This is a genomic window from Bacillus sp. Marseille-Q1617 (assembly GCF_903645295.1).
In the GTDB taxonomy this organism is placed as follows: domain Bacteria; phylum Bacillota; class Bacilli; order Bacillales; family Bacillaceae_B; genus Rossellomorea.
In genome coordinates, this window is record NZ_CAHJXM010000002.1 from 332,158 (window position 1) to 349,125 (window position 16,968).

At 43.8% G+C, this 16,968-nt stretch carries 19 protein-coding genes and 1 pseudogene; 18 read left to right on the plus strand and 2 right to left on the minus strand.

Annotation, left to right across the window (positions count from 1 at the left end):
- The first annotated feature begins 140 nt into the window (after positions 1-140).
- The 16 genes and pseudogenes from HWX64_RS13190 (at position 141) to HWX64_RS13265 (ending at position 13,720) form a co-directional block, all read left to right on the plus strand.
- Positions 141-1,498, plus strand: a pseudogene (locus HWX64_RS13190) (IS3 family transposase).
- A 271-nt stretch (positions 1,499-1,769) separates the two neighbouring features.
- Positions 1,770-2,399: a uracil phosphoribosyltransferase gene (upp, locus tag HWX64_RS13195; RefSeq protein WP_175990016.1), complete on the plus strand. Its 630-nt coding sequence runs from the start codon at positions 1,770-1,772 to the stop codon at positions 2,397-2,399.
- 409 nt (positions 2,400-2,808) lie between these two features.
- Entirely contained in the window at positions 2,809-3,030 is a 222-nt protein-coding gene (locus HWX64_RS13200; RefSeq protein WP_175990017.1) for an AtpZ/AtpI family protein, read from the plus strand.
- A 5-nt stretch (positions 3,031-3,035) separates the two neighbouring features.
- The gene (locus tag HWX64_RS13205; protein ID WP_175990018.1) at positions 3,036-3,410 is read left to right on the plus strand and encodes an ATP synthase subunit I; all 375 of its coding nucleotides are present in this window, start codon (positions 3,036-3,038) and stop codon (positions 3,408-3,410) included.
- A 22-nt stretch (positions 3,411-3,432) separates the two neighbouring features.
- Positions 3,433-4,146, plus strand: a complete 714-nt coding sequence (atpB, locus tag HWX64_RS13210; protein ID WP_175990019.1) for a F0F1 ATP synthase subunit A — start codon at positions 3,433-3,435, stop codon at positions 4,144-4,146.
- A gap of 68 nt (positions 4,147-4,214) precedes the next feature.
- Complete coding sequence (gene atpE, locus HWX64_RS13215; protein ID WP_044339990.1) at positions 4,215-4,427, plus strand: F0F1 ATP synthase subunit C; 213 nt, start codon at positions 4,215-4,217, stop codon at positions 4,425-4,427.
- Between the two features lie 168 nt (positions 4,428-4,595).
- Positions 4,596-5,114 (plus strand): F0F1 ATP synthase subunit B, encoded by a 519-nt coding sequence (locus HWX64_RS13220; protein WP_175990020.1) that lies wholly within the window; start codon positions 4,596-4,598, stop codon positions 5,112-5,114.
- The gene (locus HWX64_RS13225) at positions 5,111-5,647 is read left to right on the plus strand and encodes a F0F1 ATP synthase subunit delta (RefSeq protein ID WP_175990021.1); all 537 of its coding nucleotides are present in this window, start codon (positions 5,111-5,113) and stop codon (positions 5,645-5,647) included. Before HWX64_RS13220 ends, HWX64_RS13225 begins: the two co-directional genes overlap by 4 nt.
- 27 nt (positions 5,648-5,674) lie before the next feature.
- On the plus strand, positions 5,675-7,183 hold the full coding sequence (atpA, locus tag HWX64_RS13230) for a F0F1 ATP synthase subunit alpha (RefSeq protein ID WP_175990022.1): 1,509 nt from the start codon (positions 5,675-5,677) through the stop codon (positions 7,181-7,183).
- A gap of 108 nt (positions 7,184-7,291) precedes the next feature.
- Complete coding sequence (locus tag HWX64_RS13235) at positions 7,292-8,158, plus strand: F0F1 ATP synthase subunit gamma (protein WP_175990023.1); 867 nt, start codon at positions 7,292-7,294, stop codon at positions 8,156-8,158.
- Between the two features lie 67 nt (positions 8,159-8,225).
- On the plus strand, positions 8,226-9,629 hold the full coding sequence (gene atpD / locus HWX64_RS13240; RefSeq protein ID WP_175990024.1) for a F0F1 ATP synthase subunit beta: 1,404 nt from the start codon (positions 8,226-8,228) through the stop codon (positions 9,627-9,629).
- A 22-nt stretch (positions 9,630-9,651) separates the two neighbouring features.
- A complete protein-coding gene (locus HWX64_RS13245) occupies positions 9,652-10,056 on the plus strand; it encodes a F0F1 ATP synthase subunit epsilon (RefSeq protein WP_175990025.1) in 405 nt (134 codons plus the stop codon).
- 344 nt (positions 10,057-10,400) lie between these two features.
- Positions 10,401-10,637 carry a DUF1146 family protein gene (locus HWX64_RS13250; RefSeq protein ID WP_175990026.1) on the plus strand — a complete coding sequence of 79 codons (237 nt, stop codon included), beginning with the start codon at positions 10,401-10,403 and terminating at the stop codon, positions 10,635-10,637.
- 459 nt (positions 10,638-11,096) lie between these two features.
- Complete coding sequence (locus HWX64_RS13255) at positions 11,097-11,846, plus strand: YwmB family TATA-box binding protein (protein ID WP_175990027.1); 750 nt, start codon at positions 11,097-11,099, stop codon at positions 11,844-11,846.
- Between the two features lie 32 nt (positions 11,847-11,878).
- Entirely contained in the window at positions 11,879-13,189 is a 1,311-nt protein-coding gene (gene murA / locus HWX64_RS13260) for a UDP-N-acetylglucosamine 1-carboxyvinyltransferase (protein ID WP_175990028.1), read from the plus strand.
- Positions 13,190-13,564: 375 nt separating this feature from the next.
- Positions 13,565-13,720 (plus strand): hypothetical protein, encoded by a 156-nt coding sequence (locus tag HWX64_RS13265; RefSeq protein ID WP_175990029.1) that lies wholly within the window; start codon positions 13,565-13,567, stop codon positions 13,718-13,720.
- A gap of 40 nt (positions 13,721-13,760) precedes the next feature.
- Here the strand turns inward: HWX64_RS13265 and HWX64_RS13270 are convergent, their stop codons facing one another.
- The gene (locus tag HWX64_RS13270) at positions 13,761-13,958 is read right to left on the minus strand and encodes a hypothetical protein (protein ID WP_175990030.1); all 198 of its coding nucleotides are present in this window, start codon (positions 13,956-13,958) and stop codon (positions 13,761-13,763) included.
- Between the two features lie 34 nt (positions 13,959-13,992).
- On the opposite strand from HWX64_RS13270, the gene spoIID reads away from it, so the two are divergent.
- Positions 13,993-15,006 carry a stage II sporulation protein D gene (gene spoIID / locus HWX64_RS13275; RefSeq protein ID WP_175990031.1) on the plus strand — a complete coding sequence of 338 codons (1,014 nt, stop codon included), beginning with the start codon at positions 13,993-13,995 and terminating at the stop codon, positions 15,004-15,006.
- Between the two features lie 324 nt (positions 15,007-15,330).
- On the opposite strand, the gene HWX64_RS13280 is transcribed toward spoIID, so the two are convergent.
- Entirely contained in the window at positions 15,331-15,762 is a 432-nt protein-coding gene (locus HWX64_RS13280) for a VanZ family protein (protein ID WP_254871149.1), read from the minus strand.
- A 232-nt stretch (positions 15,763-15,994) separates the two neighbouring features.
- Here HWX64_RS13280 and HWX64_RS13285 point away from each other — a divergent pair, with 232 nt between their 5' ends.
- Complete coding sequence (locus tag HWX64_RS13285; protein WP_175990032.1) at positions 15,995-16,903, plus strand: M23 family metallopeptidase; 909 nt, start codon at positions 15,995-15,997, stop codon at positions 16,901-16,903.
- Positions 16,904-16,968 lie beyond the last annotated feature (65 nt).

A 16,968-nucleotide genomic window follows, 5' to 3' on the forward strand; every position in this document is an offset into this window, starting at 1 on the left:
GATTGAATGGATTCCAGCGGTTGATTGGAGTGGCAGACGAAGACTCCTGCGGGAAAAGCGGAGCTGTGGAGACCCCGCAGGCGAAGTGTGCTGCACCCCTATTGTTGGACACCCATCCAACAATAGGAGGTGCCCGTCAAATGGCTAAGTTTACCCAAGAGTTTAAACTTCATGTTGCCAAGCGTTATCTCAATGAATTGGTCAGTTATCGAGACCTAGCGAATCAAGTGGGTGTTGATGATTCGATTCTCCGCTACTGGGTGATGTTAGTTCGTCACCACGGTGATCAAGCTTTTACCTTTCCCTATACAAACTATCCTCGTGCCTTTAAACTGAGGGTAATTCAATTTATTACGGAAAAGAATTACTCCATTCGAGAGGCATCAGCCATTTTTCATATCCCAGATCCATGTATGGTTCGCAGGTGGAAGAAAAAGTGGGAGACAGCTGGAGAAGATGCCCTTGAACCTAAAGGAAAGGGGCTTTCTACAATGACTTCTAATAACAAGAATAAAAAGGCCAAAGACAACTCTTCCAACCAGTCGGTAGAAGATATGAAAAAAGAACTTGAATACCTTCGTATGGAGAACGCCTATTTAAAAAAGCTGAAAGCCTTAGTTCAGGAAGAACAATCACCAACGAAATCAAAGCGAAAGTAGTGTATGAACTAAGGAATGAATTCCCGGTGACTCGAACGATAAAAGTAGCCAAGATGCCCAAAAGTACTTACTACAACCTCATTAAAAAGTGGAGCCAACCAGACCCTGACCGTAAATGGAAAAGGAGAATACATTTCATTTACCATAGACATTCAGGTCGGTTTGGTTACCGTCGCATTACCGACGTGCTTCAGGAAAAAGGATATTCGATCAATAAAAAGAAAGTACTTCGAATTATGAGAGACCTCGGACTTAAATGCATGGTGCGAATGAAAAAGTACAAATCGTATAAAGGAGAAGTCGGAAAAGCAGCTCCAAACATTTTAAACCGTAACTTTAGTGCCAAAAAACCTAACCAAAAGTGGGTGACGGACATTACGGAATTTGCATTGTTTGGACAAAAGCTATATCTGTCTCCGATTTTAGACCTGTTTAACGGCGAAATCATCACCTACACGATTCAATCAAGGCCGACATTTGATTTGGTTGAAACGATGTTGGCACAAGGTTTAAAACATGTAAACGAAGGTGACGAGCTCTTAATTCATTCCGACCAGGGTTGGCACTATCGAATGGCCCAGTACCGAAGGGTACTGAAGGAACACAACATCACCCAAAGTATGTCTCGCAAAGGAAACTGTTATGACAACTCTGTCATGGAAAACTTTTTTGGAATCCTAAAATCAGAATTCCTTTATCTACAAGATTTTGATAGTATCGAGCACTTTAAAGACGAACTTGAACAATACATGCATTACTACAACCATTTGAGAATTAAATCAAGGTTGAAACGGAAAAGTCCAGTAGCTTATCGACTTAGTACAGAATTAGCTGCTTAACAAATAAGTGTCCAACTTTATGGGTCCAGTGCAAAGCCGAGGAGGCTCCACGCCCGCCCGCGGAAAGCGAAGTCTGCCACGGAAATCAATAGCGGTAATAAGAATGACTCACTCCTATCATTTTTTAATAAATCTCTCACATAAAAATAACGATTTCATTACACCTCCCAACTTTTATTGCTCTTAAAACCTCTTTTATGTACAATAGTCAAAGGTGTAAAACAGCAACTATCTATTTTTACATAAATCAAAACCAAAAGGAGAGAGTCGAATGGGCAAAGTATACGTATTTGATCATCCATTAATCCAGCATAAGCTGACATTCATCCGTGATAAAAACACAGGTACAAAGGAATTCCGCGAACTGGTCGATGAAGTATCAACGCTGATGGCATTTGAAATCACGCGTGAACTTCCGCTTGAAGACATCGAAGTCGACACACCGGTAAGCAAAGCGAATGCAAAAACACTTACAGGGAAAAAACTAGGGATCGTTCCTATCTTACGTGCAGGTCTTGGCATGGTCGACGGCATCCTTAAATTGATCCCGGCCGCAAAAGTCGGTCACGTAGGATTATACCGTGACCCTGAGACTCTTAAGCCAATCGAATACTACGTAAAGCTTCCGAGCGATGTGGAAGAGCGTGAATTCATCCTGGTTGATCCGATGCTTGCAACAGGGGGATCTGCTGTTGAAGCGATCAACTCACTGAAAAAACGCGGTGCGAAAAACATCACGTTCATGTGTTTAGTGGCATGTCCTGAAGGGGTGGAAGCCATTCAGGCAGAGCACCCGGAAGTAGACATCTATATTGCCGCCCTTGATGAAAAGCTGAACGAAAAAGGGTATATCGTTCCTGGATTAGGGGACGCCGGTGACCGTTTGTTTGGAACAAAATAAGAGATAAAGAACCCGGGTCATTTTCAGATGACCCGGGTTCTTTATTTTTTCGGAAGCATTAGATCCAATTGGATATATTTACATTATAATGTAGGGTTTCTAGTAAAAAGGAACTTCTTTATAATGAAGGTTGTGTGAATGGTTTCCATTCGATGAAGGTTGAGTAAAAAGTGCAATATTCACCAGTTTTCTGCAAATTATGATAAAAATGTGAACGTTTTGGAAACACGTGGCGAGGTTGTGAACTTTTTAACTTGAACGCATTGACATGGAAATAACCCTATTGTATGCTTACAAAGGGTATAAAATGATAAGGTTTTCACAATGCTTGAACACTTGTGAAAACGGTATTCTTTCATTTAACCCATCACTGTGTTTTTCCACTAAAAAATATGTGTGGGGATGCCAAATGCGTCAGGACAATAGACGCCCGTATCAAGCGATGGTCTTATATTCTGCTATTCTTACCCAGCTTGCAGGGTCCATTTTAATCGGGATCTTCGGGGGGAGATGGCTTGATGGAATATGGGGTACCACACCACTTTTCTTAATCATTGGACTACTCTTTGGGCTTTCAACAGGAATCTACACCATGCTCCGAACGGTCCAACATTTCAATTCGGGAGATTAATGTAAATGCCAGAACTTCAGCAAGTGTTTAACAGGCATCGTAAGTACATATTTTTCCTCCTTTCCTTATACGTCCTCGGTTGGGGTTTTACTTCCTATCAGTCTATATTTCTTGGGCTTATCCTGGGGACAAGTATAAGCATGTTCAGCCACTGGCTAATCATGAGGAGGACGGTACGATTTGGTGATGCAGTCGCAGCTGGACAGAAGGTTCGGTCTTTGGGGACTTTTTCACGGATGGCGGGGGCCGCCTTTGCAGTGATCATTGCAATGGAATATCCTGAACATCTTCATCTCCTGAGCGTCATTTTTGGATTAATGACAATCTATGTTGTCATTATGATAGATTATTTTACCCAGCAGCTTAAATCTCATAATTAGCGGGGAAGAGAGGTGAATTTCATTGCATCATGAAAATCCTACAGCCGAGTTTTTGGGTTTGACTTTCAACCTGGGGAACGTATTGATGATCACGGTGGCGAGTGCCGTTGTTTTCTTAATAGCCGTTCTTTCAACTCGGAGACTGGCCATGAAACCAACTGGAGTACAGAACTTCATGGAGTGGGTCATGGACTTTGTCAAGAACATTGTGAAGAGTAATATGGATTGGAAGACAGGTGGTCGTTTCCATATCCTTGGACTTACTTTGCTTATGTACATTTTTGTTTCAAACATGCTTGGGCTTCCGTTTTCGGTCGTCATTGACAACGAGCTATGGTGGAAATCACCAACAGCGGATCCTGTTATCACGATGACACTGGCAGTTATGGTTGTCGCGTTAACGCATTACTATGGTATCAAGATGAAAGGCTTCGGTGAATACGGTAAAGATTTCTTCAGACCTATGTCGTTCTTATTCCCGCTGAAGATTATTGAAGAGCTTGCCAACACACTGACACTTGGTCTTCGTCTTTACGGTAACATCTATGCCGGGGAAATCCTGCTTGCATTACTGGTGGGAAGCTTGGCGCACGCCGGGGCAGCCGGACTACTGGGAGCAATCATCCCAACGATCGTTTGGCAGGCATTCTCAATCTTTGTCGGCGCGATCCAATCATTTATTTTCGTTATGTTAACGATGGTTTATATGGCTCATAAAGTCAGCCACGACCATTAATATATACCCTGTTCAAAATTGAACAAAACTACTAACATTTTTCATACATTTAAAGGAGGAAATTTAGAATGGGTCTTTTAGCAGCAGCAATCGCAATTGGTTTAGCAGCACTTGGTGCAGGTATTGGTAACGGTCTTATTGTATCTCGTACAGTTGAAGGTATGGCTCGCCAGCCGGAAGCACGTGGTATGCTTCAAACAACAATGTTCATCGGGGTTGCACTAGTAGAGGCGATTCCTATCATCGCGGTAGTTATCGCATTCATCGTAATGGGTCAATAATAGCAAGTCTTGAGTTCAAAATGGCGAAGTCCTTCCAAAAGAACCTTCGCCATTCCTTTTATGTCCATAACTAATGGACGATTAATCTTGAATGTCCAGGCAAGAACTTGCCGTTAGATTACATGCTTTTCAAAAGAAAGTATTGACTCTTGAAGGGAGTGAAATCGCGTGCTAACAAACGCATTTGTCCTTGGAGCTGGTGGCGGCTTCAACGGTGGAGATATCCTTTTCCAGCTAGTGATGTTTTTGATTTTACTTGCGCTTTTAAAGAAGTATGCTTGGGGTCCTTTGATGGGCATCATGCAGGAGCGTGAGAATCATATTGCAGGCGAAATCGAAGCGGCTGAACAGAGCCGTGCTGAAGCAAGCAAGCACTTAGAAGAACAACGTCAACTTCTTAAAGAGGCTCGTCAAGAAGCGCAAACGCTGATTGAAAACTCTAAGAAGCAAGGCGACCTGCAGCGTGAAGAGATCATTCTTGCCGCTCGTCAGGAAAGTGAGCGCCTGAAAGAATCTGCTAAACGTGAAATCGAAACTCAGAAAGAGCAGGCAATGACTGCTCTGCGTGAGCAAGTTGCTTCATTATCCGTCATGATTGCTTCTAAAGTGATCGAGAAGGAATTGTCAGCAGCAGATCAACAGAAATTGATCAATGACTACATTAAAGAGGCAGGAGAAGAGCGATGAGCAACTCTACAGTCGCAAAACGCTATGCGTTAGCTCTTTTCGAAATTGCCAAAGAACAGAACCAATTAGAAGCGATTGAAGAAGAGCTTCGCGTAGTGAAATCTGTTTTCACACACAACCAGGAACTTAACATCCTTCTCAGCAATCCGAAGCTTTCTTTGGATAAAAAGAAGGGACTTATAAAGGAAGCATTCTCATCCGCTTCTGTACCAGTCCTGAATACCCTTTTACTTTTGACTGATCGTCATCGCATCAATCAGGTAGTAGGTGTTGCAAATGAGTTCATCGAGCTTTCGAATGCAGAAAGAGGAATCGCAGAAGCAACAGTCTATTCAGTACGTCCATTAACAGAAGATGAGAGAGAAGCCGTTTCCGCATCTTTTGCCAAAAAAGTAGGCAAACAATCATTAAGAATCGATAATGTGACAGACGATAACTTGCTTGGCGGACTTAAGGTCCAAATCGGCAACCGCATCTTTGACGGAAGCCTTGCAGGGAAGTTGCATCGTCTTGAACGTGAACTAGTTCGTTAACTTTCGTATAAATGAGGGGTGAAATTCATGAGCATCAAGGCGGAAGAAATCAGCGCGCTGATAAAAAAGCAAATTGAAAACTATCAGTCTGAGATGAAAGTAAGCGATGTAGGTACAGTTATCCAAATCGGTGACGGTATCGCTCGTGCTCATGGCCTCGACAATGTCATGGCTGGAGAGCTTGTTGAATTTTCTAACGGTGTCATGGGTATGGCACAAAACTTAGAGGAAAACAACGTAGGTATCATCATTCTTGGACCATTCAGTGACATTCGTGAAGGCGATGAGGTTCGTCGTACTGGACGTATCATGGAAGTACCAGTAGGGCAAGAACTTGTAGGTCGTGTAGTAAACTCACTTGGACAACCTGTAGACGGGTTAGGTCCGATTGCAACAACAAAAACACGTCCTATCGAAAGCGGAGCACCTGGTGTTATGGATCGTAAATCCGTACACGAGCCGCTTCAAACAGGTATCAAAGCGATTGACGCTCTAGTGCCGATCGGCCGTGGTCAACGTGAGTTAATCATCGGAGATCGTCAAACAGGTAAAACATCTGTTGCGATCGATGCGATCCTTAACCAAAAAGACCAGGACATGGTTTGTATCTATGTTGCGATCGGTCAAAAAGAATCTACTGTACGTAACGCAGTAGAAACATTACGTAAGCACGGTGCGTTAGACTACACAATCGTAGTAACGGCATCTGCTGCTTCACCGGCTCCAATGCTATTCTTGGCACCTTATGCGGGAATCACAATGGGTGAAGACTTCATGCACAGCGGCAAGCACGTTCTTGTTGTCTATGATGATCTATCCAAACAGGCCTCGGCATACCGTGAGCTGTCCCTATTACTTCGCCGTCCTCCAGGTCGTGAAGCATTCCCTGGTGACGTATTCTACTTGCACTCCCGTTTACTTGAGCGTGCAGCGAAATTAAGCGATGCAAAAGGCGGCGGTTCCATCACGGCACTGCCATTCGTTGAGACACAAGCAGGAGATATCTCCGCTTATATCCCGACAAACGTTATCTCCATCACTGACGGACAGATCTTCTTACAATCTGACCTGTTCTTCTCCGGTGTTCGTCCGGCGATCAACGCAGGTTTATCCGTATCCCGTGTTGGTGGATCCGCACAGATCAAAGCGATGAAAAAAGTATCTGGTACACTGCGTCTTGACTTAGCCGCTTACCGTGAGCTTGAAGCATTCGCTCAGTTCGGATCAGATCTTGATGCAGCAACGCAGGCGAAACTGAACCGCGGTGCGCGTACAGTAGAAGTACTGAAGCAGGATCTTAACAAACCACTTAAAGTTGAAAAACAAGTCATGATCCTTTACGCATTGACTAAAGGACATTTAGATGATATCCCGGTAACGGACGTTCGCCGTTTCGAAGGTGAATTCCTAAGCTGGTTAGATCACAACCATACTGAACTGTTAGATCATATCCGTACGACAAAAGGTCTTCCTGAAGATGCTGCAATGGTTGCTGCGATCACAGAATTCAAGAAGACATTTGCTAAGTCTGAGTAATCGCTTATAGGTCGGTGCTTCTTTTTAAAAAAGGACACCGGCTTCAATAAGTGATGACCATGATTGTTCGATCTTATGGCTAACATTTTAAAAGGGTGGTGAGAACCAGTGGCATCGTTACGCGACATTAAAACTCGTATTACGTCTACGAAGAAAACAAGTCAAATTACGAAAGCAATGGAAATGGTATCTGCTGCGAAATTGAACCGTGCGGAAACGAACGCTAAGTCCTTCGTTCCTTACATGGAGAAAATTCAAGACGTAGTCACTTCTATTTCCCTGGGCAGCACCGATGCAACACATCCGATGCTAGTCTCCCGCCCCGTAAAGAAAACCGGCTACTTGGTCATTACGTCTGACCGCGGTTTGGCGGGGGCTTATAACAGCAGTGTCATCCGTGCTGTAAGTAATGCGATTAAAGAGCGTCACAGCTCAGAAGACGAATTTGCGATCATTGCACTTGGTCGTGTCGGAAAAGACTTTTTCCAAAAGCGCGGCTATAACGTCGTAGAAGGTATTGTAGGTTTACCGGATCAGCCTAACTTTGCAGATATCAAGGAGATTGCGAACAAAGCAGTGAGCATGTTCTCTGATGGTGCTTATGATGAGCTGTACATGTACTACAACCACTACGTCAGTGCGATTCAACAAGATGTAACAGAGAAAAAGGTTCTGCCTTTGACAAACCTTGAATCTGAAGCTTCTTCAAGCAGTCTTACTTCTTATGAATTTGAACCGAATGCTGAAGAAATTCTTGAAGTGTTGCTTCCTCAATACGCCGAGAGCTTGATTTACGGAGCTTTACTTGATGGTAAAGCGAGTGAACACGCAGCTCGTATGACAGCGATGAAGAACGCAACCGATAACGCAAAAGACATCATTAATAACCTTACACTTTCATATAACCGTGCACGTCAAGCTGCGATTACCCAAGAAATCACGGAAATCGTCGGCGGAGCAGCTGCACTGGAATAGAAACGTATCCGGTTAATTCCGGTAAAACCATAGTTTTGTCGTCAAAAGCTAGTTAGGAGGGAAAGAGATGAACAAAGGACACGTTCTTCAAGTAATGGGTCCCGTTGTTGATGTCAAGTTCGCCAATGGCCAACTTCCTGATATCTACAACTCATTAAAGGTCCAAATTGCAGATAGAGCTGAACTTACATTAGAGGTTGCCCTTCACCTAGGTGATGATTCTGTACGTACGATCGCGATGGCTTCTACGGACGGTTTACAACGTGGAGCCGAAGTACTAGATACAGGAGCGCCAATCTCTGTACCAGTAGGGGATGTAACGTTAGGTCGTGTATTCAACGTCCTTGGTGAATCAATCGATTTAGACGAGCCGCTTACAGCAGGAATTCGTCGTGATCCGATTCACAGACAAGCACCTACATTCGATCAACTTTCTACAGAAGTAGAAATTCTTGAAACAGGTATCAAAGTAGTAGACTTACTTGCTCCATACATCAAGGGTGGTAAGATCGGTCTATTCGGTGGTGCCGGTGTTGGTAAAACCGTATTAATCCAGGAGCTTATCAACAACATCGCTCAAGAGCACGGCGGTATCTCGGTATTCGCAGGTGTTGGAGAGCGTACGCGTGAAGGTAATGACCTTTACCACGAGATGAGCGACTCTGGCGTTATCAAGAAAACAGCGATGGTATTCGGACAGATGAATGAGCCGCCTGGTGCACGTATGCGTGTTGCCTTGACGGGTCTTACAATGGCTGAATACTTCCGTGATGAGCAAGGTCAGGACGTACTTCTGTTCATCGATAACATCTTCCGTTTCACGCAAGCAGGTTCTGAGGTATCAGCACTACTTGGCCGTATGCCATCTGCCGTTGGTTACCAGCCGACACTTGCTACTGAAATGGGTCAATTGCAAGAGCGTATCACGTCTACAAACGTTGGTTCCGTTACATCGATCCAAGCGATCTATGTACCTGCCGATGACTACACGGATCCGGCTCCTGCAACAACATTCGCTCACTTGGATGCAACAACGAACCTTGAACGTAAGCTTTCCGAGATGGGTATCTACCCTGCGGTGGATCCATTAGCATCAACTTCACGTGCACTTTCTCCTGAAATCGTAGGGGAAGAGCACTACACAATTGCACGTAATGTCCAACAAACATTACAGCGCTATAGAGAATTACAAGATATCATTGCCATCCTTGGTATGGATGAGCTTTCTGATGATGATAAGCTGACTGTGGCACGCGCCCGCCGTGTACAATTCTTCTTATCTCAAAACTTCCACGTTGCAGAACAGTTCACAGGCCAAAAAGGTTCTTACGTACAAGTGAAGGACACGGTAAAAGGCTTCAAAGATATTCTTGACGGTAAATACGACCACATTCCAGAAGATGCATTCCGTCTAGTAGGTCCGATCGAGGACGTATTGGCTGCAGCTAAAGAAATGGGCGTAGAGGTATAATTAGGGACCAGGAGGGAAGAAAATGAAGACATTAAAAGTCAATATTGTCACTCCCGATGGCCCAGTGTACGATTCAGAAGTGGAAATGGTGAGTACGAAAGCTCAAAGCGGTGAGCTTGGGATCTTACCTGGACACATTCCGATGGTTGCTCCACTACAAATCGGTGCGGTACGCCTGAATAAAGGCGGTAACACTGAGCTTGTAGCTGTCAGTGGCGGATTCTTAGAAGTACGTCCTGAACAAGTGACAATTCTAGCACAGACTGCTGAAACAGCAGAAGCTATCGATGTACAACGCGCGAAAGAAGCAAAAAGCCGTGCAGAAGGCCGCATGCAGGCACAAAAGGATGACGTCGACTTCCGTCGTGCCGAACTTGCCCTTAAGCGTGCCATGAACAGAATTAACGTTTCCGAACGTAACTTCTAATAACGAAAACACCCTCTTCCGGTTGGAGAGGGTGTTTTTTTTGGATGTGGGCTGGTGGAACTGAATTGAAGGCCCGTCCCAGCGTACGTTAAAGCGGTGAAGGCCCGTCCCAGACCGCTTTACAGTGCTAAAAGCCCGTCCCGCCGTACACTGACGCGTTAAAGGACATACTTACACTAGTCATACATATTATAAGAAGATAGACGGGATTTCTAAGATACAAAGGCAGTTCGGGGGAAAACAAAAAATTTCCGTCTTTTGCTACATTTTCATTATCCCGTATCGGCCGGTATGTGATAAAATGGGCTATGTGTGTTGAATTTTTTTGATTGGAGAGAAACAGTATGGTGGAAAGCTTCAGCCAACAGGCATTGATCAGTATGCTCGTGCACTTATTTGTATTCGCCGTTACATTCTGGTCGCTGCAGGCAATTCAGCTTGATAAATTACTGAAAAAGAATCGTGTCGCTCAAGGAAGGCTGCTATTCATCCTGCTGACGATTGCGATTGGTTCAGCCGTCAGCCGATTCCTGCTGGATTATTATCTGTGGTCACAGCAGCTGCCAGCGTTCTTTCAATGAGGCTTTTTTCGCAGTGAAAAGCCAATCCTGACATGTGTTTGTGAAGAAAGATTGGATAGAGCATATCAAATTAAAAAATCAAGACAATTCTTTTACAAAAAATAGGACTTCCTGCATGTTTTCTTTACAGCCTGTTTTGAGTAAGATTAATTTTGTATTTGCATGTTTGTGAAAAAGTTTCATATTGAATCCGTTTTCATAGATGACCTTAAAAGGTTGTGTCCGGGGTGTAAAGAACATCGTTTTCTCCTCTGACCAACTGTTTCTATGCGTCATTTTATGAAAAAGGTTCAAACCTCTTCTCACACAAAATCATCTGAAAATTCTTCACACGATGCGGATCATTTTCAATTGCATATGGATAGTGCCCGAACAAAAAATTGTAAAAAGATGACGACATATTCGAAGTATGTTCTCCCCATAAAAGGAAAGACTTTTACCTAAGGGGAGGAATGCAGTATGGGACGGCATTTTTACATTTTATTAATATTTTTTGTTGGAATAGGTTTCCTGCCTATCATAAATGGGAAGAACACTATCGAAGCCAATCAATTATTAGACATCGAAAAGCTTGATCGCGCTATCTCTCAAACAAATGGTGAAGTAACTGAATGGTCTCTATATGCAAGAGAAAACGTAAAAAGCTTCACGAATAAAGGATTTGCCCAATATAGTAAGAATATGCAAGAAACTTTTTCTGATTTCGAATGGACGACAGAAAATAAGGGAGAAGAAGTAATTGTTGTGGGGACTCGCAAGACTTCTCACGGGGAAGAAACAATTAAGCTTCAACATACCCTCGGAAATGCACATTCGGTTTCGTACGTTATGTATGAGATCCGTGGAAATCAGGAAGCTTTGGGAGAAAAAACATCACGATATCTCAAGAGACAGTATATCCCAAACATGGAAATCATTTTTACTACTAAACCTTTGATTTTCTCTTGTATAAAAGGCGAATTCAATGATACGCTTGAGGAAGTTTTGTCGAATCAGGCTGTCGAAATGATGTCGATTCTTGACGCAACCGAAACGGAGTCACTGGAAGAAGAAGACTTTCATTCCGTTTCCGCCTACTCGAAGCAAATGTCACGGTCAATACCAACAAAAAATAGCGAAATGAATATACAACTGGGTCTACGGAAAAGTGGAATGGGCACCAAGACAACCTTTGTTCTTGGCACACCCATCCTGACGATTGAATATTAATATAGAGAAATTGGACGCGGAGGGGAATACTCTTGGAAAAAATTATCGTCCGCGGCGGTCAGCGTTTAAGCGGTACTGTGCAAGTTGAAGGAGCAAAGAATGCCGTTTTACCTGTTCTCGCTGCTACATTATTAGCAAGTGAAGGAAAAAGCAAAATTACAAATGTACCACCACTCTCCGATGTATATACGATTAATCAAGTATTACGTCATTTAAATACAGATGTTGAGTTCCATAATGATGAAGTTGTCGTTAATGCATCTAGGGAGTTATTTGTGGAAGCCCCATTCGAATATGTTCGCAAGATGCGTGCATCCGTTCTTGTAATGGGATCTCTTCTAGGACGTACCGGGAAAGCACGTGTGGCACTGCCAGGCGGATGTGCCATCGGTTCAAGACCAATTGACCAGCACTTGAAAGGCTTCGAAGCAATGGGAGCCAAGGTGAAGGTCGGTAACGGATTCATCGAAGCAGAAGTCGACGGAAGATTGAAAGGTGCAAAGGTTTATCTGGACTTCCCAAGCGTGGGTGCCACTGAGAACATCATGATGGCAGCAGCCCTTGCTGACGGGACAACAATCCTTGAGAACGTTGCAAAAGAACCTGAAATCGTCGACTTAGCAAACTTTATCAATAAAATGGGTGGAAACGTAGTAGGCGCAGGAACTGGAACGATCCGCATCGAGGGTGTTGAACGCCTTTACGGTGTCGAGCACAGCATCATTCCTGACCGTGTCGAAGCGGGAACATTCATGGTGGCTGCGGCCATCACAAAAGGAAACGTCCTTGTAAAAGGTGCGATTCCGGAACATTTATCTTCTTTAGTAGCGAAAATGGAAGAAATGGGCGTAACCATCATTGACGAAGGAGAAGGCCTGCGTGTCATCGGTCCAGATAAACTGAAATCTGTCGATATTAAAACAATGCCTCATCCTGGTTTCCCTACGGATATGCAGTCACAAATGATGGCTCTTCTTCTAGCAGCAGAGGGTACAAGTGTACTCACAGAGACAGTCTTCGAAAACCGCTTCATGCACGTGGAAGAATTCCGCCGCATGGGAGCCGACATCAAGATTGAAGGACGTTCTGTAATCATGCAGGGCCCAACTGCGCTTCAAGGTGCAGAAGTAGCTGCGACGGACTTACGTGCAGCGGCTGCGCTTTCCATCGCAGGGCTCGTTGCAGACGGCTACACACGTGTAACCGAACTGAAGCACCTGGACCGCGGCTATGTAAACTTCCATCAGAAGCTTGCGGGCATCGGTGCAGACATCGAGCGCGTAAAAGAAATCGAAGAAACAGATGCAGCTGTTTCAGATCAAAGCATGCTGAAAGACGCATAACATATAGGTTGAAAAATGGTAAGCTTTCTTTATTGGGAAGCTTGCCTTTTTTGTTTTGGGGTGTGGGAATTTTCCTGGTTGGTCTATAGCTTGGTGGTTTATTTCAGTGTGTTGATTGTTCGGTTTCGATTATAAACATGTCTAGTTGATAGTAATGGTTCGGATTCGATTAGAAATGTTTATCTTCAGTAATAACGGGTTGATATTGATAAAAGGAAAAATGGTTTCGATAATAAAAAGTTGATTTTCGATAATAGATGTCGATTTTCCGATAATAAATTGTTAAATATCGTTAATAATGCTGGATATGGGACAGATTATAATGCTCAGGATGGGAACATTTTACGTGTTACTGCCACATGGAGAGACTTTTTAGTGGCTGGAAGACAAGTCTGTAGAAAGGGTCATGCTATTTTTGAAGAAAAAAGAGCTGTTTTTGAGGAAAAAAGCGAAATAAATGCCCCTTTTTTAAAAAACTACCTTTCTGAACAGCCAGTTCCAAGAGATGTACGGAGTGATCGCGAAATCTGATGGTGTATTCACACAGTAAGGAGATTTTAATTTCAACTTTTCACGTTTTCCGATCAACTTTTGCTGATTTATTTTCAACTTTCCGCCCTTTGCGATCAACTTTCACCATTTTATTTTCAACTAAGTGAAGCAGACAAAACTCCAAAGAAATCTCCTTCACCACAAAACAAATTTCAATCATAAAAGCTTGTCCACTACCATACATATGAAAAAGAATGGAGAAGTGTGCTTGAGGCACTCTCCTATTTAATCTTTCATTGGAGGCAGCGAACATGACGCATTTAAAACCAGTACTGATCGTCTTCTCAATCTTCATTTGCATCATCTTTATCGTACCCACTCTGCTTGTGCTTCCGTTTTCATCGGACAAAGAAAAGACCAACTTAAATGAGAAACTGGAAGGCGCTCCCGGTATCGAGGAGCTAGCGGATTCAGTTGAGGTGGCTGTCTACCGGTCAGGCAAGAAAGTGATAGAGAAGCTGCCATTAGAGCAGTATGTAGTAGGAGTGGTAGCTGGTGAAATGCCTGCAGATTTTGAAAAAGAAGCACTGAAGGCACAGGCGCTTGCAGCACGGACATTCATCGTCAATAAAATGATGACTGAAGATTCCTCTGTACCAGAGGGAGCGGACGTCACCGATACGATTTCACACCAGGTATTCAAGAATCCATCGGAGTTAACAGTCCTCTGGGGTCCGGAAGCTGAATGGAAACTCGAAAAGATTACAGAAGCTGTACTGGAAACGAAGGGGCAGGTCCTCACATTCGATGGAAAACCGATCACCGCGGCCTTCTTCTCCACGAGCAACGGATATACGGAAAACTCAGAAGCTTACTGGCCAAATGAGATCCCCTACCTGCGGAGTGTGAAAAGTCCGTGGGATGAGAACTCGCCGAAGTTCACCGATCAAAAAATTATTCCGATAACGGAATTTGAGAAGAAGCTTGGTGTGAAATTGTCGAAGGACGGCTCTGTAGGAACGATCACTTCCCGGACGGAAGGGAAGCGGGTCGCCAACGTCGATATAAACGGCAAATCATTCACTGGCCGTGAAATAAGGGATATGCTCGGACTGAAATCCTCTGACTTCTCTTGGTATCTGAAAGACAACCACATCGTCATCTCGACCAAAGGCTACGGCCATGGAGTCGGCATGAGCCAGTACGGGGCCAATGGGATGGCGAAGGAAGGGAAGGACTATAAAGAGATCGTGACCCACTATTATAAGGGAGTGGAAATCACGACTTCGGAAAAGCTGCTTCAGAAGGTGACGGCGCAGAGATAGAATCGTTGGTGGGTAGTACCGGTTTTAGAGGTCGGGGCCATTCCGGGGTGCCAGGCACAGATTGGCGATTTTGTTCCTGGCACGCTGAGCCTGATTTGTGCCAGGAACAAATGACAGGGATTGTGCCTGGCACCTGACAGAATAGTGAGACTGGCTCAAATGACAGGTTCTGAGCCGGGCACCAACAGCTAGAATTGTACCTGGTACAAATCGAGGCCTTTGTACCAGGTACAATCCAGCATTCCTGTACCAGGTACACACTCACGCCAACAAAAAAAGATGGATTTCCCAAGCCAACACTGGCACCCGGGAAATCCATCTTTTTTAATTAAAATACCCTTCAAGCCTCTTCATATATCTCGTCACCACATGATTCGAACTCCTGAAATACGTCCGATTCACAACCCAGAATAGAATCGTCACCCCGATCAAATCCTTCGCTGCATCGATCATCGTCGCCGAACGGTACGGTACGAACGATTGATGAATCTCATCGACAAATCCGTAAAAGATCGCGATCAACGCAACGGTGAAATTGATTGAATACCGGAGCAACCCATGCGCAAGCAGGGCAAGCACAAACAATCCATAAAGAATCGCAAATTCAATTAAATGGAGGGACTCCTTTATAAAGCGGTCCCAATAGCTATCAGGAAAGCGGATGACCGCATCATCGGGGTTGCTGGACAGAATCCAGATCAGCATCATATATAGAAAAGGCGCAGCTGTAAGAGTGTATTTAAGCAATGTTTTCACAGTCTATCGTCCTTTCATTTCACATTAATTGTAAAAATACTTACCCATTGTATCATGTGTAAACGGTCCATCCACCCCATAAATATTGCAGTTCTATGAAGATTCCAGAAAAAAGTTTGGGATTCCATACATATTTCATTCAGGTTTGTCGAAAGATAAGAATTAAAAATTTTTTTGGACTTGTGTATATATTTTCAGAATTCTGTTCAGAATGATTGCTGAGGTGATGAAAATGAGAGAGGAAGAAAAGAAATACACTTCTCCAAAATTTTTGAAAAGACGTTGGGCATACCCAGCAATCTATCTAGCAAGTGCAGCAATCATTATCACAGGAATTCTGTGGTACCAAGCAGGAAATGATGCGAACGAGAATGCCGAGGATTACAGCTATGATGTTCCTACTGATAACGAGTTCAATCAGCCTGCTGAAGAAGTCAATCGTTCACTGGAAAACTTCGTAATGCCTGTTTCAAGCCCGGAAGACACAGTCATCGAAAAAAACTTCTACGATGCTGAAGCTTCTGCCGAAGAACAGGAAGCCGCTTTAGTCGTGTATGGCAACATGTACTATCCGAACCAAGGGATCGATATCTCGAAGGATGGAAAAGAATTCAACGTACTTGCTGCAATGAGTGGAACAGTCACAAAGGTTCAAGAAGATTCATTACTGGGCAACACAATCGAAATCGAACACAGTAAGGGTATTGTCACTCGTTACCAATCAGTCAAAGATTTTGAAGTAGCCGTCGGGGATGTCGTGGATCAAGGTCAAGAGATTGCAAAAGCCGGAAAATCTTTATTCAATGAAGATGCAGGTGTACACGTACACTTTGAAATCCGCAAAGACAATGTAGCAGTCAATCCAATCAACTATTTCAATAAGTCTCTTGCCACTCTTCAAGAAGCAAAGCTTGATGAGCAGAAGGTTTCCGGCGACCAGCCAGAAGCGGCACAAGAGGATGCAGTGAAGGAAGATGCAGCAGCTGAAGAAGGTGCTGAAGGGGAAGCGGCTGAAGAAAATCAAGACGCCAACCCATCTGATGCAGAGCAAAAAGACGCTGACGATGCAGAGTCCAATGCCGATGCAGAAGATCAAGATGCTGAATCAAACGCTGATACAAGTAAAGAAGAGCAAGAATAATAAACGGACTGACCGGCAGATGCTGGTCAGTTTTTTTGCGTCTACAAAAGTTTCGACTATTATCG

Excerpts from the sequence above, each read along its gene's own strand:
- upp (WP_175990016.1), top strand. The coding sequence starts at position 1,770 with ATGGGCAAAGTATACGTATTTGATCATCCATTAATCCAGCATAAGCTG.
- HWX64_RS13200 (WP_175990017.1), top strand. The coding sequence starts at position 2,809 with ATGCGTCAGGACAATAGACGCCCGTATCAAGCGATGGTCTTATATTCT.
- HWX64_RS13205 (WP_175990018.1), top strand. The coding sequence starts at position 3,036 with ATGCCAGAACTTCAGCAAGTGTTTAACAGGCATCGTAAGTACATATTT.
- atpE (WP_044339990.1), top strand. The coding sequence starts at position 4,215 with ATGGGTCTTTTAGCAGCAGCAATCGCAATTGGTTTAGCAGCACTTGGT.
- HWX64_RS13225 (WP_175990021.1), top strand. The coding sequence starts at position 5,111 with ATGAGCAACTCTACAGTCGCAAAACGCTATGCGTTAGCTCTTTTCGAA.
- atpA (WP_175990022.1), top strand. The coding sequence starts at position 5,675 with ATGAGCATCAAGGCGGAAGAAATCAGCGCGCTGATAAAAAAGCAAATT.
- atpD (WP_175990024.1), top strand. The coding sequence starts at position 8,226 with ATGAACAAAGGACACGTTCTTCAAGTAATGGGTCCCGTTGTTGATGTC.
- HWX64_RS13245 (WP_175990025.1), top strand. The coding sequence starts at position 9,652 with ATGAAGACATTAAAAGTCAATATTGTCACTCCCGATGGCCCAGTGTAC.
- HWX64_RS13250 (WP_175990026.1), top strand. The coding sequence starts at position 10,401 with ATGGTGGAAAGCTTCAGCCAACAGGCATTGATCAGTATGCTCGTGCAC.
- HWX64_RS13255 (WP_175990027.1), top strand. The coding sequence starts at position 11,097 with ATGGGACGGCATTTTTACATTTTATTAATATTTTTTGTTGGAATAGGT.
- spoIID (WP_175990031.1), top strand. The coding sequence starts at position 13,993 with ATGACGCATTTAAAACCAGTACTGATCGTCTTCTCAATCTTCATTTGC.
- HWX64_RS13285 (WP_175990032.1), top strand. The coding sequence starts at position 15,995 with ATGAGAGAGGAAGAAAAGAAATACACTTCTCCAAAATTTTTGAAAAGA.